General features: G+C 68.5%; 24 protein-coding genes. 20 read left to right on the top strand and 4 right to left on the bottom strand.

Annotated elements, in window-relative coordinates; translation table 11 throughout:
* Window positions 1-178 precede the first annotated feature (178 nt).
* A complete protein-coding gene (locus O5O46_RS34215) occupies window positions 179-598 on the top strand; it encodes a hypothetical protein (RefSeq protein WP_269859579.1) in 420 nt (139 codons plus the stop codon).
* A 582-nt stretch (window positions 599-1,180) separates the two neighbouring features.
* On the opposite strand, the gene O5O46_RS34210 is transcribed toward O5O46_RS34215, so the two are convergent.
* Window positions 1,181-2,212, bottom strand: coding sequence for a hypothetical protein (locus O5O46_RS34210; RefSeq protein WP_269859578.1), 1,032 nt, complete (start codon window positions 2,210-2,212; stop codon window positions 1,181-1,183).
* Between the two features lie 75 nt (window positions 2,213-2,287).
* Window positions 2,288-2,623, bottom strand: coding sequence for an NUDIX domain-containing protein (locus O5O46_RS34205; RefSeq protein ID WP_269859577.1), 336 nt, complete (start codon window positions 2,621-2,623; stop codon window positions 2,288-2,290).
* Window positions 2,624-2,896: 273 nt separating this feature from the next.
* Here O5O46_RS34205 and O5O46_RS34200 point away from each other — a divergent pair, with 273 nt between their 5' ends.
* From O5O46_RS34200 to O5O46_RS34185, 4 genes are all read left to right on the top strand, one after another.
* Complete coding sequence (locus O5O46_RS34200; protein WP_269859576.1) at window positions 2,897-3,700, top strand: TauD/TfdA family dioxygenase; 804 nt, start codon at window positions 2,897-2,899, stop codon at window positions 3,698-3,700.
* Between the two features lie 101 nt (window positions 3,701-3,801).
* Complete coding sequence (locus O5O46_RS34195; RefSeq protein WP_269859575.1) at window positions 3,802-4,182, top strand: recombinase family protein; 381 nt, start codon at window positions 3,802-3,804, stop codon at window positions 4,180-4,182.
* Window positions 4,179-4,832, top strand: a complete 654-nt coding sequence (locus tag O5O46_RS34190; protein ID WP_269859574.1) for a hypothetical protein — start codon at window positions 4,179-4,181, stop codon at window positions 4,830-4,832. Before O5O46_RS34195 ends, O5O46_RS34190 begins: the two co-directional genes overlap by 4 nt.
* Window positions 4,833-5,396: 564 nt before the next feature.
* On the top strand, window positions 5,397-5,981 hold the full coding sequence (locus tag O5O46_RS34185; protein ID WP_269859573.1) for a hypothetical protein: 585 nt from the start codon (window positions 5,397-5,399) through the stop codon (window positions 5,979-5,981).
* Here O5O46_RS34185 and O5O46_RS34180 read toward each other — a convergent pair.
* Window positions 5,978-6,385: a hypothetical protein gene (locus O5O46_RS34180; RefSeq protein ID WP_269859572.1), complete on the bottom strand. Its 408-nt coding sequence runs from the start codon at window positions 6,383-6,385 to the stop codon at window positions 5,978-5,980. The genes O5O46_RS34185 and O5O46_RS34180 overlap by 4 nt on opposite strands.
* Window positions 6,386-6,675: 290 nt before the next feature.
* On the opposite strand from O5O46_RS34180, the gene O5O46_RS34175 reads away from it, so the two are divergent.
* Window positions 6,676-7,599: a TauD/TfdA family dioxygenase gene (locus O5O46_RS34175; protein WP_269859571.1), complete on the top strand. Its 924-nt coding sequence runs from the start codon at window positions 6,676-6,678 to the stop codon at window positions 7,597-7,599.
* Here the strand turns inward: O5O46_RS34175 and O5O46_RS34170 are convergent.
* Window positions 7,596-8,369, bottom strand: coding sequence for a glycosyltransferase family 2 protein (locus O5O46_RS34170; RefSeq protein ID WP_269859570.1), 774 nt, complete (start codon window positions 8,367-8,369; stop codon window positions 7,596-7,598). The two genes, O5O46_RS34175 and O5O46_RS34170, sit on opposite strands and share 4 nt — an antisense overlap.
* A 66-nt stretch (window positions 8,370-8,435) precedes the next feature.
* Between O5O46_RS34170 and O5O46_RS34165 the strand changes: the two genes are divergently transcribed.
* The 14 genes from O5O46_RS34165 to O5O46_RS34100 all read left to right on the top strand — a co-directional run bounded on the left by O5O46_RS34165 (window position 8,436) and on the right by O5O46_RS34100 (window position 21,847).
* Entirely contained in the window at window positions 8,436-9,692 is a 1,257-nt protein-coding gene (locus tag O5O46_RS34165) for a nucleotide sugar dehydrogenase (RefSeq protein ID WP_269859569.1), read from the top strand.
* A 652-nt stretch (window positions 9,693-10,344) separates the two neighbouring features.
* Window positions 10,345-10,935 (top strand): ATP-binding protein, encoded by a 591-nt coding sequence (locus tag O5O46_RS34160; protein ID WP_333482445.1) that lies wholly within the window; start codon window positions 10,345-10,347, stop codon window positions 10,933-10,935.
* A gap of 308 nt (window positions 10,936-11,243) precedes the next feature.
* Window positions 11,244-11,771 (top strand): hypothetical protein, encoded by a 528-nt coding sequence (locus tag O5O46_RS34155; protein WP_269859568.1) that lies wholly within the window; start codon window positions 11,244-11,246, stop codon window positions 11,769-11,771.
* 710 nt (window positions 11,772-12,481) lie between these two features.
* Entirely contained in the window at window positions 12,482-12,625 is a 144-nt protein-coding gene (locus O5O46_RS34150) for a hypothetical protein (RefSeq protein ID WP_269859567.1), read from the top strand.
* 252 nt (window positions 12,626-12,877) lie between these two features.
* Window positions 12,878-13,465, top strand: coding sequence for an SAF domain-containing protein (locus O5O46_RS34145; protein WP_269859566.1), 588 nt, complete (start codon window positions 12,878-12,880; stop codon window positions 13,463-13,465).
* Window positions 13,466-13,836: 371 nt separating this feature from the next.
* On the top strand, window positions 13,837-14,304 hold the full coding sequence (locus O5O46_RS34140; protein WP_269859565.1) for a hypothetical protein: 468 nt from the start codon (window positions 13,837-13,839) through the stop codon (window positions 14,302-14,304).
* A gap of 74 nt (window positions 14,305-14,378) precedes the next feature.
* Window positions 14,379-15,665, top strand: a complete 1,287-nt coding sequence (locus O5O46_RS34135; RefSeq protein WP_269859580.1) for a CpaF family protein — start codon at window positions 14,379-14,381, stop codon at window positions 15,663-15,665.
* On the top strand, window positions 15,662-16,561 hold the full coding sequence (locus O5O46_RS34130) for a type II secretion system F family protein (RefSeq protein WP_269859564.1): 900 nt from the start codon (window positions 15,662-15,664) through the stop codon (window positions 16,559-16,561). Before O5O46_RS34135 ends, O5O46_RS34130 begins: the two co-directional genes overlap by 4 nt.
* A gap of 5 nt (window positions 16,562-16,566) precedes the next feature.
* Window positions 16,567-17,460: a type II secretion system F family protein gene (locus O5O46_RS34125; protein WP_333482446.1), complete on the top strand. Its 894-nt coding sequence runs from the start codon at window positions 16,567-16,569 to the stop codon at window positions 17,458-17,460.
* Between the two features lie 35 nt (window positions 17,461-17,495).
* A complete protein-coding gene (locus O5O46_RS34120; protein ID WP_269859562.1) occupies window positions 17,496-17,693 on the top strand; it encodes a hypothetical protein in 198 nt (65 codons plus the stop codon).
* A complete protein-coding gene (locus O5O46_RS34115; RefSeq protein WP_269859561.1) occupies window positions 17,693-18,142 on the top strand; it encodes a TadE/TadG family type IV pilus assembly protein in 450 nt (149 codons plus the stop codon). Before O5O46_RS34120 ends, O5O46_RS34115 begins: the two co-directional genes overlap by 1 nt.
* Before the next feature lie 74 nt (window positions 18,143-18,216).
* Entirely contained in the window at window positions 18,217-18,630 is a 414-nt protein-coding gene (locus O5O46_RS34110; RefSeq protein WP_269859560.1) for a TadE/TadG family type IV pilus assembly protein, read from the top strand.
* Window positions 18,627-19,109, top strand: a complete 483-nt coding sequence (locus O5O46_RS34105; protein WP_269859559.1) for a hypothetical protein — start codon at window positions 18,627-18,629, stop codon at window positions 19,107-19,109. The genes O5O46_RS34110 and O5O46_RS34105 overlap by 4 nt, the downstream gene beginning before the upstream one ends.
* Complete coding sequence (locus O5O46_RS34100) at window positions 19,106-21,847, top strand: BTAD domain-containing putative transcriptional regulator (protein WP_269859558.1); 2,742 nt, start codon at window positions 19,106-19,108, stop codon at window positions 21,845-21,847. Before O5O46_RS34105 ends, O5O46_RS34100 begins: the two co-directional genes overlap by 4 nt.
* Window positions 21,848-22,282 lie beyond the last annotated feature (435 nt).

The following is a 22,282-nucleotide window of genomic DNA, read 5'->3' as shown; positions in this document are numbered from 1 at the left end:
TCGTACGTAGCGGACGATACGGCTTGGCGCGCCCCTCATCGGTCGTACGTAGCGGACGACTCGGTTGAGTAGATGCATCAACAGCCCTATGACGCAGCCGAGTTGGCCATGGATGAATGTGGGAAGTCGTCCGCCTAGTTTCTGTACTGCAACACCCTGTAGTTGCATGGTTACGGATGTGAAGAGGACGCCGAGCGATCGAGAACGACGCCGGAGCATCGCCGACGCGGCCACCCTGCCACGGCCCGCGGTGGTGTTGTACGCCTGCATCCAGCAGTCCCAGGATGCCGAGCCCGTCATGGAGGAACTGCGGAAATTCGCAGCGGCGCGGGACTGGGATGTCGCCGCCGAGTTGTGCGAACGCCGTCCGATTGCCACCCCACTGGATGGACGCCCGTACTGGGCCTACGCGGAGGAATTGATTCGTTCCCGGCGGGCGCAGGGGATAGTGACCCAACTGCGGGCCATGTGCGGCTACTACACGGAGGACCGCGACCGCGTAAACGACCTGATGGCCGAGCACCAGGTGTTCATCCTCCCCACCGTGCTTACTGCCACCGGTGCGGTACCCGCCACAGCTGCGAGCGTCGCGCGATGAGCCAGCTGTCGGCCCCCGCCGAGTGCCTGCCCATGGAGCCAGCCATGAAGAACGAGCACGCTTACGCTGCCCCCGAGGGCACCGCGGTGACTGCTGAGGATGAGCCGCTGACGTCGCAGACCGAGCATGGACGTGAACCCGAAAGCTCCCATCCCCGCCAAGTGGACTTCATCGGCCGAGCGGGCCTGCCCCCCGTGGTGGCAACTGGTCCCGTGGAGCTGTCTGGGGTTCGGCCTGTTCGTGCTCGGGTCGCTCTGTCTCCTGCTGATCTTCCCATGATGGCCGTGCCCCGCACGCGCTGACCCACGACTTCCCGGTCGGTTGGCTCTGGGTTACGGCCGACCGGGACGCCTGGAAGAGGAAGCAAGGGAGCCCCCTCGCATCCAGGCAATCACCCCGTCCCGGCACCGGCCGACCGCAGCACGGCGACGCCGGGACGGGGCCCCGATCCGCCCGCCGTACCAGATCCCTGCCTGGTACGGCGGGCACCAGCTCCCGCTCCGCGCTATTCAGGAGTGGCGCGGAGCGGGGCTGCCGCAGGAATCACCGACAGATAGGTACGGACTGGTGGGCACCCGACGACTATGCGGCCATCTCCCGGCGCAGACTGCCGAGGGCCTGCTCGGCGGTGTCTCGGACCTCGGGCAGAGCCTCGCCAGCGGTCCGGATGGCCCGCTGAAGCTGATGGGGGAGGCGCTGCCTCAACGCCTCTTGGACAGCGGTCTCCAGAGACTCAGCGGCCCCTCCGCGATCGTCCGCGAGCAGCCGCACGTGAGCGACCGTGACGAGTCCGATGACGTGCCACTGCGGCGCCACGGCCGTCGTTGGGGTGGGGCTGTTCTCGACCAGCCGTATGGCGATGTCCGGGCGGCCGGTGGCGACCAGGCCGCGGACTCGGATCTCGTGCAGAGCGAATGGGTTGAAAAGGCTGGTGTGTTCGGCTTGGTCCAGCAGGATGTGGCTCTCCCGCATCACACGGTCGAACAACTCGCCGTTGCCGAGCACACCTGCGGCGCGAGCAAGGCGTTCGACGGCAGCACCGTGGAGGTTGGCCTTACGCAGTTCATTGCCGTGCATCCGCAGCACGTAGGACGTGAACCCCGGGTCTTCGAACGCCGCCGCGATCTCCAGACTCTTGGCTGTCCAGTGGGCTGCTGTGCTCAGCCTTTCCTCGGGCAGTACGTTGCCCAGCGCCACGCCGAGGCCGACGCGTGCGCGGGCGAGCAGGCGCAGTGCTTCCCGTTCGGTGTGCCCGTCCTCGATGCGCGCCTCCAGCCGGACGACCAGCGGCCACAGCTCGGCGACTGCTCCGGATGCGTGGCCGGACTGGCGGGCGATCTCCGCGAGGCGGACGGTGGACTCGCCGAACTGGAGCATCGCGCGGTGGTCGGTGTCAGCCGCGTCGGTGACACCGAGGATGTGCGGCGGCAGACGCAGCAATTCGCACAGTCGGCACCGAGAGCCGACATCGTCCATCGTCCGCTTCCGCAGCTCCAGCGCGGAGACGTACGTCTTGTCGTAACCGAGCTGCGCGCCGAGCTGGGTTTGGTTCAGACTGTGCACCGCGCGGTAGAAGCGCAGGATCGAGCCCAAGTCACCCGTGGCCAGGATCATTTGGGCCTGTGGGGTAGCCCAATGCCACAGGACGTGGTGAGCCAAGGGGCGGCGTGCGGTCCAGCCCATGCTCGGTTACTTCTGCCGGTACCACGCGGCGATCGAGTGCTTGTAGCCCTCGGGCATGTTCAGTCCACGTACCTCGTCGGCGGCGAAGAGACCGATGTGCTTGTGCTCGTGGCTGATCACGGGCTCCTGCTCCGGGTTCAGGACGGTGCAGCCGTAGGTGACGATCAGGACCCGCCGACCGCGGATGGGTTCGTAGATCCACACTCCGCCGTCGATGAGCGAGTGCGCCTTGACCAGCCAACCCGTCTCTTCCAACAGCTCCCGCTCGACCGCACCTTCAGGGCTGTCATCGGCCGGTTCGGTCTGCGACTGGGCGCTGATCTCCAGACGCCCGCCGGGCAACTCTCACTCGTTGCGTTCGTTCTTCAGCAGCAGCACGCGGTCGTGCGCATCGCAGGCGACACCTTTGACAGAGACAGGCCGCAGCGGCGGCGTGTACGGCATGACGGTCCTCTTGAGGTGGACGGCAACCGGGGCCTTCGGAACGTAGCACGCAGCGACCGACGACCGGACGCTGCGGGTGGAATGCCCGAGTCGACAATCCGTCGCTTTACCCGGCTGTCCGGGCCTGCCGACAGTGAGAGCACCGACCGTCCATATCAAGGGAGTTCGGCGATGCGCCATGTCATAACGCGCTCTGCACGCGATCTGTTCGCGGCCCACTACATCAACCGGCGCGGCCAGCATGCCGCGCGAGCCATCGAGGAGCAGATATGCGAGGTCGGTCTTGTCACCCTCGACGGCCTTGACTCACGTGACGCCGTGCTGGATTTCGCCTCCCGACACCTGAGCCTCATCGCACACCGTGACAGCGAGCCGGACGGCTTGACCATCATCCACGACACCGGTCGCCACGCGCATCAGGCCGGATTCGGGGGCTTGGGTCGCGGCGCCCTGAACCCGCATACCCACCGATCCAGCCTCGCCGTCCCACCGCGACTGATGTTGTTCGCTTGCATCCGGCCTGCCGAAGAGGGCGGCCTCTGTCTCCTCACCGACGGGCGAGCCGTCCATGTTGACCTTCAGATGAGCCAGCCGGACGCCGCAGCCGCGCTTGCCGAGAAGCACGCCGCGTTCTTCGGGAGCGGGGATGGCGTCTTCGCCCCGGTCTTCGACTGGCCGACGGAAGGCCGGATCTCGATACGTCTACGGCAAGACGGCCTTGTGCGCTGGCACGTGTTCGTCCAGCCATACGTGCCGCACCTGCGCGCAGCCATCGCCCGCCACCAGCAGCCGCTGGCGTTGGACGCAGGCGACGGCTACCTCCTCGACAACCACCGCTGGCTTCACGCCTGCACCCACTTCCGTGGACAGCGACGCTGCTACCGAGCACTCGGCGATCCCAGATTCCCCCTTCCTTCCGGCTTCACTCCGCAGCAGGTCGCCGCTGTCCCTTTCGCCCCTCTGGAGACGTGCTAATGGAACCTACGACCGACGCACCGGAGTCCGGTGCCCCGCCTCTTCGGCCCCGGGCAAGTAATGGTCAAGCACAGATCGAGTCGCCAGGCACCGAACGCCCCTTGGCGTTCATCTACGACCGCTGCGCCACGCAGAACACGTTCGTGCTCGAACTGCGGTTGAGGGAGTGCGCGAAGTACACCAGCGAGCATGGCTGGGGCTTTGGCGGCTGGTGGGTCGACGAGGGCGATGACGCCCTGACTGACGACCATCGGCCTGGGTTCGACGGGCTGGAGCGCGCAGTCAGGCAGGCGGGTGACCGGCCGAAGGTGTGCCTGGTGTTCGACTGGGCACGTCTGAGTAACGACGACTGGAACCGGCGGATCTTCGCCCGGCGCGTCATGCTCGCCGGCGGCTGGGTGGAGACCGTCCGTGGGGAGACCACGAAGCCGAGCGACGCCCAGCGAGGACTGCTCACCGGCGCACCGCAGGTGATCGCGTGATCGCGCGGCCGACCGTCGTTCCGCACATCGTGTGCCGCGACGGCGAGGAGCCCGGTCTGGAGAGCGAACTCGCGGTGCTGCCGAACGGCCGTGGGGTGCGCTACCGGGATGAGCAGCCGCAGGACCGGGACACGCACGGCGTCCTGTGGGGCCGTATCGGCACCGACCTCGGCGGCCGTCCCCTGTTCGCCAAGCCCCACGTGCGTCGCCAACGGGACCTGATGCAACGCATGCTGTGCCAGGTGTGCACGCGCCCGGCCAGCCGCACCACCGACGGGACGCTGTTCCTGCTGCCCTCCCAAGAGGAGCGGTGGGCCGGGTGGCCGGAGGGCGGCGCGGTCGAGCACCCACCGTTGTGCCTGACGTGCGCGCCGATCTCGGTCGAGCAGTGCCCGCGTCTGCGGGCGGGTCACGTCGCGGTGCGGGCGGGCAAGGCCCGGCTGTGGGGCGTGTCCGGATGCGTGTACGGCGCCTCCTGGAACGGGCTAGAGGTCCGGAACAAGGACGTCGAACTGCCCTACGGCCACCTCGCTATGCGGTGGATGGTCGCCGCGTACCTGCGGCGTGAGCTGCGTCAGTGCCGCGAGGTGGACCTGGCCGAAGAGGTCGCCCGTGCAGGGCAGGCTCCGACGCAGGCTGGTGACCGGTGATGGCCGAGCAGCGGCCGCGTGGGTGCCTGGCCATCCCGGCCGTCATCGCCTTCTGCGGCATGCTCTCGCTGCTTTTCCTGTTCGCGGGCTTGTGGGGGGAGTTGCGATGAGCGCGGCCTTATCCCGTGTCCGTGGAGCAACGCTGGGCAGGCGCAAGGAGCCGGTGCCCGCGGCAGCCCTGCCGGACGTTGACCTGTTGCTCAGGGTCTCGAAGGGATTGCGGGCGTTGCCCGACCAACCCGCCGTGGACGTGCCCCCGGCTGTCGATCGGCCGCCTCCCGGAACAGGGCGCGTGTTGCCCTACGTGCCGAGTACCGAGGAGGAGTGACGTGGGCACACGACACGTTGTCCCGGGGCCGGTCCGCAGGCACCCGTGGCTCCTACTCTCCCTGCTGCTGATCTCTACGCCCACCCTGATTGGCGCGTGGATGATCCTCCGCGCGCTGTACCTGTGATCCCCCGAAGTCGCCGACTCCTCCGCGGAGTGCACTCTCCCGCGGTCTTGGGCGTCGGCCCCAAGCACCACCCGCCCATTCCCGGACCCTTCAAGGAAGGAAGATCCTTATGCCCTATCAGGTCGAGATGCCAGCCCCGCACATCGTTGCCGCCGCCGCGGAGACGATCCTGGACGGCATCGAGGGTGACCACGAGTTCCCCGCCTTCAAGACGGCGACACTGGAGTACTCCGGCGACAGGCAGTGCTTCACCGGGTTCCCGGTCGTGTCCCGGTGGCACCTGGAGAACGACGCGCCCGCCCTATTCGAAGAGGCGCTGCGTGCCCTGGCGCTCAAGGCCGCCGTGCACGCTCTCACCGCCGACGAGCGCGCAGCGGAGATCGCCATCGCTGTACCGGTGGATGAGATGACCCACGCCATGCTCGCGCAGGCCCAACTGCTCAACCGCATCGCCGAGGCGCGCGGCATCAGCATCATCCACCAGACCGACCAGGAGAACACCGACTACCGCGCGGGCGGGTACACCCACGAGTGCTACTGCCTGGCGTGGGGTGAGCCGCCGGAGCGCTTCTGGCTGGACCACGAGGAGGTGGAGCGGCGCCGCGACATGCTGGCCCGGATGTACGCGAGCATCGGCCTGGACCGGTCCGGCCGCGAGCACCAGATCGACTTCGCCGAGCCGGTCGCGGCCTAGCCGAGTGCGGCCCGCAGCACCGCCCCAACGTCTGTGCCGGGGTCAGAGGCGAGCAGGATCGCGCTCGCCTGCTGAATCACCGCGTCGCAGGCCTCCGGTGGTGCTGCGGTCAGCGCCGCGCGGACCCACGCGGGCGCCTCGCCGGCCTCGGCTGGCGGCGGGGTCTGCCACGGCAACGGCAGGCCGCCGGTGGCGTACGGGATGGCAGGCAGCCCGACGCGGTCGGGGTGCACGCACACCGGTACCCCGGCGGCGGTGAACTGGTGGCCGGTGGCGGGGTCGAACGGGCAGGTCCGGGAGGGCCGTTCCACCACGTCGAACCGGCCGCCCGGGTGCCGCAGCGACGGGCACACGTCGCACACCGGTCGCCCGTCCCGCGCGAACGGCGCGCCCTGCTCGTCCATCCAGCGTCTCCCGATTGGCTGACAGCACGGTAGCGCCCATCACTCGGCCGCACTTGCTGCTCGCCAACCTGACCCTGCGCAAGGTCTCCGATGATCTGACGAAGGGGCACGGCCCGGACTGACGATCAGCGGTCCTGCGCAGCCTCGCGCCACCGTCTCCATTCCCATGGTGGCGGTGGCACCACCCCCGCTCGTCAGGACGCCCGAAGCGCGTCCTGACTGACTGCCAAGCGGGGCGAGCAACGCTTCGCCCAGCCGGGGGAAGCGAAATTCGCAGAAGGGACAGCACGATGCACGAGATCGAAAGTGCTGACCGGAACAACTTCATCTACCCGCCGGGAGAGCTGGAGGAAGCTCTGATCGAGATCGGGAAGGTGCTCCCCGACTGGAGCATGGACGGCACCTTTCTCGCAGACTCCACGATCCAGCAGTACCGGGCCGAACTGGACTCGGTTCCGCAGTTCCGCGAACTCAAGGACGCCCTACTCTCTACGCTGAGCGCGGAGGCTGGCGGATACGTCGTGGTGTGTCTGGGGAATGTCGCCCAGGCCCTGGGGATCGAGGAGCAGTTCCTTCGCATGACAACGGCGCTCCTCGCTGAAATGGCCACCCCCTTCCAGCCGTTCCAGCGATGGCCGCTGTGGAAGACGATCGGGACCAACCTCGCCGCCAAGCCCGGGATGTCTACCGGGATCGGCTACAACGCCTTCCACATGGACTTGGTCAACGCCACACAGCCTCCGGACTACACGATCCTCCTCTGTGTCCGCCCCGACCCGCTAGGTGCTGGCGCGAGCATCCTCTCCGACGCCCGCGCGGCCGTGTCGCGCCTGTCGCCATCGACACGCGCCCTCCTCGCCGAGCGGGACTACTGCTACGGGTCGTTCTTCGAGCTGTCCGACGTCGGCGAGGAGTACGCGCCGTTCCCCGTCCTGGACGGCGAGCCCGCGGACGTCGGGTTCGTCCGGTTCACCGCCAAGATGCTCGCTGAGTCTGACCTCAGAGAGGCGCACGCCCATGCGGCCAGGGAACTCGCAGACGAGCTGATTGCCGGGCAGGCCACCTTCACGCTTCAGCGTGGTGACGTCCTGATCGTGGACCAACACCGGTGGGTCCACGGCCGCGAACCGCTCGCCGACGGCCAGCACGACGTCCCGGACGAGAATCGTCGCGTGCTGCTCCAGCTGTTCCTACGCAGTCGCCAGCAGCTCTAGATCCGCGACTTGCGCAACGAATGCCACGCAGCACCGGCCAGCGCCCGCGCCGACAGGGGAAGCGACAAGTGTTCGTGCTCGCGGTACAGCTGCCAGTTGTACTGAACGAGCGACAGCTTGTTCGAGGACAGCGATCCCGCACGGTGGGCCCTGTACACCGCCAGCGGCTCGGGAAGGCCCCGGGCGTCAATGCCGTCACGCATGATGGACAGCCACAGGGCGTAGTCCTGTCGCTTAGGCATCTCCGGCATCAACCTCGTGCCGAGGACCGTGCGGTCGTACATAGCGGTCAGCGCACCGATGTGATCCTGAATCAGCATCGCGCGGTAGTCCACGTGCTCTCGCGCCCGGACCACGCGCCCGTTCGGGACGAAATCGACGCTTTCACCGTCGTACTCGGCGTCCACCTTGTAGTACGAGGTGAACGTCAAAGGCGTATTAGCCGTCGCCGCGAAGTCGATTTGCCGCTCAACCTTGTCCGGGAGCCACATGTCGTCACTGTCAAGAAAGGCGATGTAATCCCCCCTGGCTCGTTCGATAGCGAGGTTGCGTGCCCTGCCTGCACCGCCCCGTTCGGGTGCCGATTCCGGCAGGACGCGTTCGTCCTGCCGTGCGAAGTCTCTGAGCAGGTCCATGGAGTCATCGGAGGACTTGTCGTCGGTGACCAGAAGCTCCAGATCGCTGTGGGTCTGAGTGAGCACCGACCGAACCGAGGCACCGAGAGTGACCGCCGAGTTGTACACAGGCATCACGACAGACACCAGGGGCACAGCTTCTCCTTGCTAGGCCACAGAGACGACGGTCCATTCAAGCACTGGAACTGTGTAGGAGCTGCCATGCATGTTGTTGTCGCTGGCCAGGGCTACGTGGGGCTGCCGCTGGCTGTGCGAGCGGCCGAAGTCGGTCATCAGGTGGTCGGGTACGAGATCGACCGGCGCCGGGTCGGCAGACTGGCCAGCGGCGAGTCCCACGTCGAGGACATCCCGGACGCGCGGCTGCGCCCGCTGCTGGCGAGCGGCGCCTACCGCCCCTCGGCCGACCCCGCGACGGTGTCCGGCTTCGACCTCGCGGTGATCACCGTGCCGACCCCGCTGCGCGACGGGGTGCCAGACCTCTCCTGCATCGAGGCGGTCGGCGAGGTGCTGGCCGCGCACCTGCGGCCGGGCACCACCGTGGTGCTGGAGTCCACCACCTACCCCGGTACCACGGAGGAGCTGCTCGCCCCGTTGCTGGAGAAGGGCTCCGGGCTGCTCGCCGGGCCAGACTTCCACCTCGGGTACAGCCCCGAGCGGATCGACCCGGGCAACCCGGTCTGGCGGCTGGAGAACACCCCGAAGATCATCTCGGGGATCGACGGGGAGTCGTTACGCGCGGTGGACGGCTTCTACCGGGAGCTGGTCGAGCGCACCGTGCCGGTCTCCTCCTGCAAGGAGGCTGAGCTGACCAAGCTGCTGGAGAACACCTTCCGGCACGTCAACATCGCGCTGGTCAACGAGCTGGCGGTGTTCGCCCACGACCTGGGGATCGACATCTGGGAGGTGATCGACGCGGCGGCCACCAAGCCGTTCGGTTTCCTGCGGTTCAGCCCGGGGCCCGGGGTGGGCGGGCACTGCCTGCCGATCGACCCGTCGTTCCTCTCCTGGCGGGTAGAGCGGGCGCTCGGCCGGTCGTTCCGGTTCGTCGAGCTGGCCAACGACGTGAACAGCCACATGCCCGACTACGTGGTCCGGCGGCTCATGGAAGCTTTCAATACGCGTCGCATGGCCGTGAGGGGATCTCGTGTACTGCTGCTCGGTCTGGCCTACAAGGCCAACACCGCCGACGCCCGCGAGTCGCCGTCGGCGCGTGTCGCTGAGCTACTGCTCGACCTCGGCGCCAAGGTGCACGGAGTGGACTCGCACGTCGTGGATGACATCCGCACCGGCAAAGGCTTGATCCGAGTAGAAGCGACTGCGGAAGAGATCGCGGCATCCGACGCCGTGGTACTGCTCACGGACCATGCGGAATTCGACTATGAGACGATCCTTGAGCACGCGCCGTATGTGCTCGACTGTCGGAACCGGTTGTCCGGCGCGAACGTCGATGTTCTGTAAGCGTCGGCGCTGGAGTCCAACGGCGTCTTCTCCGAGGAGATCGAGGCTCGGTGCACTGGGAGGGACGCAGCGAAGACGGCCTTGGCCGTCTGTCAGCGCCTCTCGGATCTCGGCGCTCGCAAACTGGCGAAGACGCCTCCCCCGAGGCGAGTGAATGAATCAGTGCTGATTGCTGGGCAGTTTCAGGGGCTGTGCCCGCGTCGCTTGTAGTGGCTGATGCGGGCTTGGTGTTGGCGTCGCCGTCGCCAGATTGACCAGTGCAGGATGTGGTCGACGGGTGTGGGTCGGCGGTCGGTGACGCGGTGAATCAGGCGTCTGATCTCGGCGAGGCTGAGGGGGATGAGTGGGGAGGGGCCGTGGTCGCCCGTCGAGGTCCTGACCGTCATCGAAGAGCCGGAGCCGGCGGCGCCCGATGCGCCTTCGCGTTCGTCGCTGGTGAGGCCATCTGCGGGCCTTTCGCCGTCGTTGCCACACCTCAAAGAACTCGAAAGTCCTCGTGAGAGGGGTGGTCCGCTCTTCAGGGATCCACGGTGTCGTGGTCGCGTTCCCATCGCGATCACGAGGAGGCCCGATTGTTCCCGCCCGCCTTGTTCACCGCCGCACTGTTTCTGGCCGCCATGCCCACCGCTCTCCCTCGCGCCTTTGACCAGGCGTGTGCCGTCGCCCGCCCCGGTCAAGGCCGACATCGACGTGCTCTGGAGCGAGGGCGTCACGCTGCTCGCGCAGGTGCCAGGTGATTCGCCACCACGGCTCACAGCCCCAAGGGTTGGTGTGCACCTGGACTAGTTGCACTCCTGGTCCGGCTGCCCGCGCCCGTGCAGAGTTGCGCCGCGCCTTGGACGGTTGGGGGCTTTGGGGCGAGAGGGGCGACGACATGGTTCTAGCGGCCTCCGAACTCGTGGCCAACGCCACCGAGCACGCCAGGGGACCCTATGAGATGTGGTTGCACCGCAGTACCGGTGAGCTGGTGTGCGAAGTGCACGATCGCGACCCGCGCATGCCAGAGCTCCCGCTGTTTCCCGCTGTTGCACCGTTTACGCCGAAGCCGCAAGGGCGCGGCGGGGGGCTGGATGCGCTGTGCGCGGTGTTGTCTGAGCGCGGTCGTGGCCTGCAGATCGTCAATCACCTCTCCAGAGGGCGTTGGGGATTTCGGCTTCCTGGGGACGGAAAGAAGGTCGCCTGGATCGCCTTCGCTACGGAATGGTCGGGACCGCCCTACGCGATGGGCGGGTGGCGCCGGTGATCATGTTCGCCGCCCATGTAGTAATGGACGCTTGCGCGTTGACGCCAGGCCGCGTGGCCATGGTCAAAGCGTTCTCTCGATGCCCCCAGGAGCGGCCGCCATCAGTTGGGGGTTCCCGATGGAGGGTTGTCCCTCGAACGAGGGATAGTCGTGGCCTAGCGGGATTTTCTCCTTCCCGTCGGGTTCGCTGCCGCCATACCGGGGAACGACCGTGTAACTTTAAGTCACTTGTGGTCGCTGTGCGTATGTAATGAGGCGGCGGAAAGCGGGAGCTGATGGGTGCAGATGGCCGACGGGGTGTCGCTTCGATGGCGCTGCTTGTGACGCTGGGCTTGACGATGGGCGGCTGTGCTGGCCAAGCGTCAACGCCGTCACGCGCTGGCGCTAACGCTGGTGCGCCTCCTGTCTCGCCGTCTAGCAGCCAACCCGTCACAGGGGTTGAGGATGCGGTCGCCGTCTACCGCGCCATGTGGAACGATTTTCAAACAGCTGGGCGGAGCGCCGACCCCGAGGCGCCGCAGCTGGGTAACCACGCGACCGGCGCCGCACTGCGGTTGCTGAAGTACGGCTTGTCCAAGGATCGTCAAGACGGGGTGGTCATCAAGGGCGCTGTATCGCTATCTCCGCAAGTGGAATCAGCTACGCCTGCAACAGCGCCTACGCAGGTAAAGATTGTGGACTGCTCCGACGGCTCTCACTGGTTGCTGTACAAGCACGACGGGACGTTGAAAAACAACGTTCCCGGCGGTCATCACGAGAACAAGGCGACGGTGCAGCGTTTCGGGACTGAGTGGAAGGTCGTGGATCTCGCAGTGGGCGAGGTTGGCTCGTGCTGATTGGCCATCCAGACAGAGGTGTGCCGGGCTTGCTTACCGCCGGATCTTGGGCGGTCCTGGTGGTGCTAGTCGCCGGTCAACAAGCCGTCGCGGATGACGCCTTTGGCCGTCTCTCGACGGTGAAGTGTGCGCCCGGGCATTGCCAGTTGGAGGCCGGAATCACTGGGAATTCCGCAGATTTTGGCCATCCGGCGGTCACCGCTCGTCCAGTGAGTCATGCGCCTGCACCGGGAAGTAACCAGTCGGATCCTCCTGCGGCTGTTCCAGCGAACTGCTGGCTGGCGAATCTCGACGGCACGTGTCTGGAAACGGGGCAGCAGGGACCTCAGCCAGCTCCACAGGCGGCCCAACACCAGCCGACGCCGGAGGCAGTCGCTCGGCAGGCGGTGAGTCAGTTGCGGTTGCCTTCGCCGCAGATTCGCATGAATCCGGATGCTGCGGTGGCGCAGGTGGTGCGGGTGCCGACGTGGATGTGGATCGACCGGACGGATTGGCGGCCGGTGTCACAGAGGGCAGAAGTTCCGGGTGTTGAGGTGACGGCGACGGCGACGCCCCGAGAGGTGGTGTGGTCGATGGGGGACGGGGGATCGGTGACCTGCGCGGGCCCGGGCACGCCATATTCGTCGCGTTTTGCGGCTGCTTCGCCTTCTCCGGATTGCGGCTACGTCTACCGGCGGTCGTCAGCGGGGCAGCCTGGTGAGGCGTTCACCGTGACGGCCACCATCGTGTGGGACGTGGTCTGGCACGGCGGGGGGCGGGGCGGAACGATTCGGGGGCTGGAGAGCAGGGCTCAGCTTCCGGTGCGGGTCTCGGAGGTGCAGGCAGTGGTCGTCACGGGGGCGGGCTCCATATAGCCGGTGCTGGTCCGTCGTGCTGGCGGACACCACGCAGTGGGCCAGTTACGCCTACCTGCTAGTGCACTCCCCAATTGTGCAAGGTGATGTGTGGGTACCTCTATGTCTTCTTCGTCTTCCTCAACTCGACCACGCGGCGATGGCCTGTTCGCCCGGCCGCGGTCTGGCCCCTCACCGGAGCCTGCAGAGAGCGGGCTGCTGGGTGTGGTGGGCGGACGGCTTCGCCGCAGACCGGCGTTGGTGTGGGTCGGGGTGGCCGTGGTGATCGCCTCGTCCGTGGGATTCACCGCGGTACTCGCGCATGTGGGTCGGCGTGTGCCGGTTTTGGCTGTGGCGCGGTCGTTGCCCGCCGGGGCGGTGATCAGGGCTGAGGACCTGCGGGAGGTTCGGCTGGGGGTCGATGGCCCGGCCGAGTACGTGGTGCGCGCGGCGGATGAGGACGCGGTGGTGGGCAAGACAGCGGTGGTCCCGCTGGTAGCCGGGGCACTGTTGACACCCCAAGAGGTAGGCAACCGCGCGGGCTATCCGCCGACGGGGAAAGCCCAGGTGTCCTTCGCGGTCGAATCCGGTGGACTGCCTGCCGGGTTGAGCGCGGGCCAGCGGGTAGCCGTCTTCCCCGGTGCGCCCTCAGCGGCGCCTGCCGAGCAGTCGGGCGATGCCTCGAAGGACAACTCCGGTGTTGGGCTGGTGGGGACGGTGACGGATGTGGCTGCTCCGGACCATGATTCTGCGGCGTCGGCGGTGACGGTGTTGGTGGATACCGCTGCGGCGGGGCGGGCGGCGCGGATGGACAAGCCGCATGTGGTGGTGCTTAGCCCGGCGGGTCGGGAGGTGCCGTGAGTCGGGCGTTGGTGGTGATCGGGTCGGCGAAGGGCTCGCCGGGGGCGACGACGCTGGCCTTGGGGTTGGCGGCGTGCTGGCCGACTTCCGCGCGGCGGCCTCGGCCGTTGGTGGTGGAGGCGGACCCGTCCGGCGGTGATGTGGCGGCGCGGTTTGAGCTCTCGGATTCCCCCGGGCTGATGGAGTTGGCTGCCGCAGCGCGTCGCGCCGTCTCTAACCGGGTCTTGGGGGAGTGCGTGCAGCTGCTCCCGGGCGGGGTGCACGTGGTTGTTGGCCCGACCGGCGCGCAGCAGGCGGCTGCCGCGGTGGGCTTGTTTGCAGGGAACGGCGCTGGCTTGTTGCGGGCGGGGATGGGAAGCGACGGCTCGGTCTTGGTGGACGTCGGACGGCTCCAGGCGGAGACCAGTGCTCTGGTGGCCGCGGCGGATCGGCTGCTGCTGGTGACGCGGGGCGAGGTGGACGCGCTGGCCCATGCTGCCGCGCAGGTGGCGCAGGTGGCGCAGTTGAGCATGGCCGAGGGGAGAGTGGAGTTGGTGCTGGTCGGCCCCAGCCCGTATCCGGTGGCCGAGATCCGCAAGACACTCGGTGTGCATTGGGTGCATCGGGTGCCGTGGGATCCGCGAACCGCCCGTTGCCTGGCGGGCCGTGCCGCGGCGTCGCCGCGCAGGTGGCGGACCGCCCCGCTGGTGCGCACCGTCACCGATTTGGCCTGGCACCTGGAAGCCCTCGTCGCACAGAACAGCGAAGCCGCAGGCCGGGATCTGACCGAGTGCACCGCCACCATCGCTGTGCCGGGGCAGGCGGTCGGAAGGGCGTTGGAGGGTGGTGAAGTGCGGTGAGCGCGGTGACAGATGCGGCCGGGCTGCCCTGGACACCGGTCGCTGGAGCGAGTGGGAAGCAGCTGGTGGGCCTGATGCGCGAGCAGGTCGCCGATCGGATGGCCCGCTACGCCCACGCACGGGAACAGGCTGGGCTGCCCGCAGAGGACGCCGAACAGCGCCGCCAGGTCGTGCGACGCCTGCTGGCCGAGGAACTCAACGCCTACGCCGCAGCCGAGTTGGCCGCCGGGCGCCAGGCGTTGGATGCGGGGGAGGAGCAGCGGATCGAGCAGGCCGTGCTGGACGCACTGTTCGGGATGGGTCCGCTGGAGGCGTTGCTGGCGGATGAGCGGGTGGAGAACATCGCGGTCAACGGCGCCGACACCGTGTGGGTGCGCTACGCGGACGGCACCAAACACCGCGCCGCGCCACTGGCCGCCTCCGATGAAGAACTGGTCGAGGTGGTGCGGCAGATCGCCGCGCGCGCCGGGCTGGAGGAGCGGCGCTTCGACCGCGCGGTCCCGAGGCTGAACATCTGCCTCCCAGACGGATCCCGCCTGTTCGCGGTCATGGCCGTCACCGGTCGAGTGTCGCTGTCGATCCGCCGTCATCGCTTCCGCGCCGCCACCCTGGCCGATCTGGTGCGACTGGGGGTGTGTGACGAGCCGATGGCGGACTTTTTGGGTGCGCTGGTGCGGGCCCGGCGCAATGTGATCGTCGCCGGGGGCACCAATGTCGGCAAGACCACCGTGCTGCGCGCTTTGGCCTCGGCCATCCCTGCGCACGAGCGGCTGGTGACGATCGAGGACACCTTCGAACTCGGCCTGGATGCTGACCGGGTGGCGCATCCGGATGTGGTGGCGATGCAGGCCCGTGAAGCGAACATCGAAGGCGAGGGCGTCATCGACCAAGCGGAGCTGGTCCGTTGGGGGTTGCGGATGTCTCCGGACCGGGTGATCGTCGGTGAGATCCGCGGGGCCGAGGTCGTGCCGATGTGCAACGCGATGTCCCAGGGCAACGACGGCTCGCTGTCCACGATCCACGCCTCTACCTCCCGCGGGGTGTTCACCAAACTCGCCGCCTACGCAGCCCAAGCACCGGAACGGCTCTCGTTGGAGGCAACTAACCTGCTGGTGGCCTCAGCCGTCCACTTCGTGGTCCACCTGGCTTGGGATGCCGACGGGCGCCGGGTGATTGATTCGGTGCGCGAGATCGTCGACGCCGACGGCCCCCAGGTGATCTCGAACGAGGTCTACCAGCCAGGCCCTGATGGGCGGGCGGTCCCGGCCACGCCGCTGCGCGGCGAGACTCTTGCCGACCTGCTGGCAGCGGGCCTGGACGAGCACGCCCTGCACGGGCAGTGGTGGGGGCGCAGCACATGACCACCACCATGCTGTACGCGCTGGTTCTCGGTGCCGCTGCGGGCGGCGGGCTGTGGTTGAGCGTGCACGGTGCCTTGCCCCACGAACGTGAACCCGGGCCGGGCATGGCGTGGCGTAGTTGGGTGGACCGGCTCGATTGGCATCGAGGGAGTGCCGCGCTGCTGTCAGGGCTGGCCGTAGGTGCGGTGACCGGGTGGCCGGTGGGGGCGTTGCTCGCCGCGGTGGCCGCTGGATGCCTGCCGCAGCTGCTGGGCCGGGACAAAGCGGCCCAGGCGCGGACCGAGCGGCTGGAGGCGGTGGCGGTGTGGGCGGAGATGTTGCGCGACACCCTGTCTGCCGCTGCCGGGCTGGAGCAAGCCATCCTCGCCACCGCACCGCTGGCGCCACCGGCATTGCGCCCCCACACCACCGCGCTCGCCGGACGGATCGAGCGCGGCCAACCGCTGGGCGCGAGCTTGAGGACCTTTGCCGATGAGGTAGCGGATCCGGTCGTGGACACCGTGGTCGCGGCGCTGGTGATGGCGGCCGAGCGCCAGGCCCGCAAGCTGGCCGACTTGCTCGGCTCCCTGGCCACCTCCACGCGCGAGCAGGTGGCGATGCGGCTGCGGATCGACGCGGGACGTGCCCGCGTACGCACCTCCGTGCGCGTCATCACCGTCACCACCCTGGCGATGGCCACCGGACTGGTACTCCTCAACCGCCCCTATCTCCAGCCCTTCTCCGGTCTTCAAGGGCAGCTGGTACTGGGCTTGGTGGGCGCTTTGTTCACTGCTGGGTTCGCCTGGCTGCTGAAGGTCGCCCGGTTCGCCGAAGAACCAAGAATCCTCGCCCTGACCCCAACACAAGCGGCGGGACCGTCCGTGATGCCCGCCCAGGGAAAGGCAGGCGGCACGTGATCACCATGGTGCTCGGCGCACTCTTCGGCAGCGGCCTGCTGGCCATCGTCCTCGGCTCGCGCCCATCCCGCCCACCCCTGGCCACGGCGTTGGCAGCCCTGCACCGCCCCGCCTCCCGCCCCCGGGAGGTACTCGCACAGCCGGAGACTGCGGGCGGGTGGGCCGCACGGTGGGGACGTCGGGGCGTGCCACTGCTGCGCGCGGCCGGTCTGCCCACCGCGGCCTTGCGCGCAGACCTTGATCTGGTCGGCATCGGCGTGGAACGGCACTTGGCCGAGAAGACCGCCTCGGCCACGGTTGGACTCATCGCTCCGCCCGCCCTCATCGTCGTGGCAGAGGTAGTGGCCGGGACCGGGCTCGGATGGTGGATGCCGACCTGGACGGCGCTGGCAGGCGCTGCGGTGATGTTCTGCGCACCGGATCTTGCCGTGCGAGCCCAGGCCACCAGGCGACGAGCCGAACTGCGGCACGCGCTGGCGGTCTTCCTCGACCTGGTGGTCATCGCCCTAGCCGGAGGAGCCGGTGTTCAACAGGCGCTTGGCGATGCTGCCGCTGCGCCGCAGGGCTGGGCGGCTTCCCGTATCCGGCGGGCGTTGGCCACCGCGCAGCTGGCCCGCACCAGCGTCTGGGACGAGCTCGCCGGCCTCGGGGAGCAGACCTGCGTGCCAGAGTTGGTGGAACTTGCCGCCACTGTCGGCCTGGCTGGAGCCGAGGGCGCGAAGATCCGCCACTCGCTTCAGACCAAAGCCGCAGCCATGCGCGGCCGTCGCCTGGCCGAGGCCGACGGTGCCGCCCAATCCGCCACCGAACGCATGTCACTGCCAGTGGTGTTGCTGTTCGCGGCGTTCTTGCTGTTCATCGGCTATCCGGCCATGGCTCACGTGTTGATCGGCCTGTAGAAGACTCACCGTTCACGTAGAAAGACCCATCGATTATGGAATCCTTCCTCTCCCTTCTGGTTGGTGAACTGCGCCGCCGCGCGGCCTGGTTGCGCGAGCACGCCCGGGACGATGCCGGGTACTCCACCGAGACCGTGATCATCACCGCGCTGCTCGCCGCCTTGGGGATCGCGGCCGTGGCGGTCATCACGGCGAAGGTGATGGCCAAAGCCCACGGCATCAACGTCGGCTAGTGCTCCCCGACCACGAGCAGGAAGATAACCGCAGGGCCAAGCAGGCCCGCAGTCTGGCGCCTGCAGGGCGTGAGGATCGTGGGGCGGTCGCGGCCGAGACGGTCATCGCTACACCCCTGCTGTTGCTCCTGCTGTTGCTGATCGTGCAGTTCGCCCTCGCCTGGCATGCCCAGCACATCGCCCAGACCGCAGCCTCCCGGGCACTGGCGATCACACGTGCTCAAGGCAGCAGCGCCGCTGCCGGGCGCGCCCAGGCAGCCGCGACGCTGCACGCCTTAGGGCACAGCGTGCTGCGCGACCCGCACATCACCATCGCCCGCACCAACCGCACCGCCACCATCGACGTACGCGGTTGGGCCGAACCGGTCGTACCAGGCATCCATGTGCCGATCTCCGCCCATGACGCAGGCGCGATTGATCGATGGTCGACACCTGTGGAGAAGGGGTGACCAGCATGCCCCACCTCGGCCCCGAGATGACCAAGCGTTCCCGACCTTCTACCAGAGGTATCCACAGGCGGGTTGTGTGGCTGTGGAAGCCGGATCGTGGCTCAGCGTCGACCGAACTGGTCCTGGCCGCCCCGCTGCTGGTGCTGGTGTTGCTGGTCGCGGTGGCATTGGGGCGGATGGCATCAGCACGGCTGCGCGTTGACGATGCCGCACACCAAGCCGCCCGTGCCGCCTCGTTGGCCCGCACCGCGAGCGACGCTCAGCAGCGAGCACAGACCACCGCCCGCGCGGCCCTGGCCGCCTCCGGTGCCTCGTGCGCGCACTACACAGTGACCGCCGATGTCGGCGCCATGACCCCCGGCACGGTGGTGCGCGTCAGCGTGGCCTGTACCGCCAACCTCGGCGTATCCGCACTGCCCGCACATGTCACCGTCACCCGCAGCGCCGTCTCCGTCATCGACTCCTACCGGGGGACGAAAGCAGCATGACTCAACCACTGCGCCGTAATGGGCAGGCACCGGCGATCAGACGCGGGGGATGGAAGGCGGCGGATGGTGGGCAGACCACGGCGTTCGTCGTGGTGGTGATCGCGGGGCTGTTCCTGTTCGCCGGGCTGGTCCTGGACGGTGGCCTCGCGCTGGCGGGGAAGGTAGCTGCGGCTGATGACGCGCAGGAAGCTGCACGCGCCGCCACCCAGCAACTCGACCTGAACCAGCTGCGATCCAGCCAACGTGTCCGCCTGGACCGCCACCGCGCCGTTGCCGCCGCACTCGACTACATCAAGGCCACCGGGGATACCGGTCACGCCGAAGCCACCAGAGATACGGCAACCGTCTTCGTCACGCATCGCCAGCGGACCCAGATCCTGTCCCTGATCGGCATCGACCACCTGGTCACCACTGCCCACGCGAGTGCACGCGCTGAGCAGGGCATCAACGCCCCTTGGCTGCAGGGAACAAGGCCATGAACCGAGCCGTCACCACCACGTGGGGGCGCGTGTGCGCCTTCGTCCAGTTGCTGGTGTCCGCGAGCGGTTTGGTGGCCGTCACCGTCGGCATCCCGTACGCGCTGGCCGTCGCGGCGGGGGTGCCCTGGCCTGCCCCGGTGACCTCGCTTGGCGACCTTGCTTCTCGGCTGGAGCAGCCGGTCAGCGACCCTTTCGTCACTCGGCTGCTGGCGTTGGCCGGGTGGGTGTGCTGGGCCGCCTTCATGCTCTGTCTCCTGCGCGAAGTAGCCTGGGCGACACGGCAACTGCGCGCCCTCCTGCGCGATGTCACCTTGCTGCGCGCCCGCCTGCGCACACTCCCCGCGCATCGGGCGGCTGCCGGGTTCCTGGTCGCCACACTGCTTCTCGCGCTGGCCGCGATGTGGCGCCCCGTTGCGGCGCACGCTACCTCCGACATGGGCACGGCCAGGCCGGTCGCCTCCGTGGCGGCGCCGACTGGGGAGCCAGATCGGGCGGCCCGCCCCCAGCGAGCTGAGAAACCCGCGACTGTGGCGTACACGGTCCGGCCTGGCGATACCTTGTGGGGCATCGCCCGGGTCCACCTGGGCGATCCGCTGCGCTGGCCGGTGATCTACCAACTCAACTGCAACCGGCTCCAGCCTGACGGTCAGCGGCTGCGCGATCCCGACCTGATCCTGCCCGGCTGGACCCTCCACCTTCCCAGCCACTCCGCCACGGGTACCGCTCATGTCCAGCGAACTCAGCTTGGTCCGGCGGCCCCTACGCCGCACCATGGGGCGGTCGCTCCACCCCATCAGCACCCCGCATCGCCGCCACATGCCAGCATTCCCTTGCAGCACCGCGAGCAGGCTGCGGCACCCCGGCTGAACACGCACTCGGCGATCCTCGCCCCCAGCTATCAGCGGCAGCAAAGCGCCGTGGGCATCAGCGTTGGCACCGCGTCCACCATCGGCATCACCACGGCTGCGGGCATCGCCGCCGCCGTCTCCTTCGCGCGCGCCCACGCTCGCCGACGCCGCCAACCCGACCTCGCCTCAGCTGCACCTCCACCTCTGGCTGATGCGGTGCGGGCCGCCACCACCGCCCACCTGGCTGCCTGTCAGGAGCGGCAGGAGTCAGCCGAACAGGAAGAGACCAGGCCACTTCGTCACCCGGCCCCTGCCGAGCCGACCGCACCGGGCACCGTGGCCTGCGCGACCCGCGAAGGCAACGAACTGACCGCTGACCTGCTGGCCGTTCCCGGTGGCATCACCTTGACCGGCCCCGGTGCTGACCCAGCCGCCCGCGCCTTGGCCATCGCCGTCCTCAGCGCGGCCGAACGCCTGCGGCCCAGCCAGCCGAAGGTACGCCTGATCACCCCCACCGCGACCGCACAGCGCCTCCTCCCGAACACCACCCGGCCCCTGCCCACCTGGGCCATCACAGGCGACTGCGCACAGGCCCTCTCCCTGATCGAACAGAGCCTTCTGCACCGCGCCCGCCTCGCTGACAGCGACGACACCGCCAACGTCTCGGCGGCCGACGAGCCGCCAATGGACCTGCTGATCACCGACCTCGACCCGCGGTCCGTCGAACGGTTGAAGGCCACCGCTCATCGGGCAGCCCCCGGCCAACTCGCCGTCGTCATCCTGGGCGCCGACGACTGGCCCTGCCAAGTCCAGCTCGCCGAAGAAGGAACCGTCACCGCGGCCACCGCTCCCGCTGCCCAACACCTCAGCGCTGCCCGGATGTTCACCCTCGCCTCCGAACCCGCACACGAACTCCTCGACACCCTCTACGCCGCCCACGGCCACACCACCCCCTCCACACCCACCGCACCACCACCGCCATGTGCTGCAGCTCCCGTCCCGCCGCCGCACCAGCCGCCGAGCACACCGACGCCAGCGCCACAGCAACGCAGCGCCCACGACAACAATCCACCGCTGAACCAGGAGAACCCCAAAAGCACCGAAGCGGAGATTTGCGAAAGCCAGCGGCCGTCTGCGCCGGTGACCGTGCACATCCTCGGGAGATTTCGTATCAGAGCCCGTGGGAAAGACGAAGAATTCGGCCACGGCATGCGAGCGGAAACCCGCGAATTCCTCTGCCTGCTCGCCACTCACCCGAAGGGAATCCGCAGCGAGGAGATCGCCGAAGCCCTGCGCATGGCCACCGACCCCGAGCAGGCGGGGCGTGAACTCGCCAATCTACGCCGCGCTGTGCGACGCAGCCTGCGCCAGGCGACCGGCGCCCAGCAGGCTGCCTTCGTCCTGCGTGCCGGCGACCGGCACCTGCTGGATGCGAATCTCATCGGCACCGATATCGCCGCCTTCACCGCCGCGGTCCAGCAGGCGTCCACCGCCCGCGACGACACAATCCGAGCAGCCGCGTTGCGGGCGGCCGTCGCCGCGTATGGGGGACAGCTGTGTGATGGCGCCGACTACCCGTGGGCCGATGAGCTGAGGGAAGCTGTGCACCGCAAGGCCGTCGACGCCCTGGTGCTGCTCGCCGACCATGTGGCCAAGAGTCACCCGGATCCCGACGAGGCGCTGGCGCTGCTCGACCAAGCCGCCGAGTGGGATCCGTACAACGAAGCGGTCTACCACCGCACCATCCGCATGCAACGCGCAGCCGGGCGAGACGATGCCGCCCACCGCACATACGCCCTGCTCAAACGCCGACTCGCCGATCTGGACGCCACCCCGGACCCCGCTACCACCGCACTGGTGCAGCGCCAGCAGGCCGTCGCCGCGCGCTGACGCCGGCGCCTGCTGGCAGGCGGATGGCTCGCTGTCCCACAGCCCGTCCCAGCTGCGCGCCGATGCGTCATCCATCCCGGTGTCCTGCTTGCACAGGACCCCCCACCCCCGCGCAACGCGGCAGGTCAGCGGCCGATCCGCCACCGCTAGCCAGGTGCGACTGCATATAGGTGCACATCAATGCCCCAATCTGCACACCACCGGCGCGCGGGCCCCCAACACCAGGCGTACAACTCCAGCCGTCCGTTGCCCGACACTTCCCCCGCCCTCTTCCTCTCCCTCCCTCATCAAGCTGGTCACTATGACCAGTTCGTAAGGACGACCAGTAGCTACCGAAGGCGCGGCAGGCGCCCAGGCGAAGCCGAGGGTGCCGCCGCGCCGCCGGGGCCGCGCCGCCGGGGCCGCGCCGCCGGGGCCGCGCCGCCGGGGCCGCGC

Source organism: Streptomyces sp. RPT161 (assembly GCF_027533845.1).
Lineage (GTDB): Bacteria > Actinomycetota > Actinomycetes > Streptomycetales > Streptomycetaceae > Streptantibioticus_A > Streptantibioticus_A silvisoli_A.
This window is presented reverse-complemented; position numbering and strand designations above follow the sequence as displayed.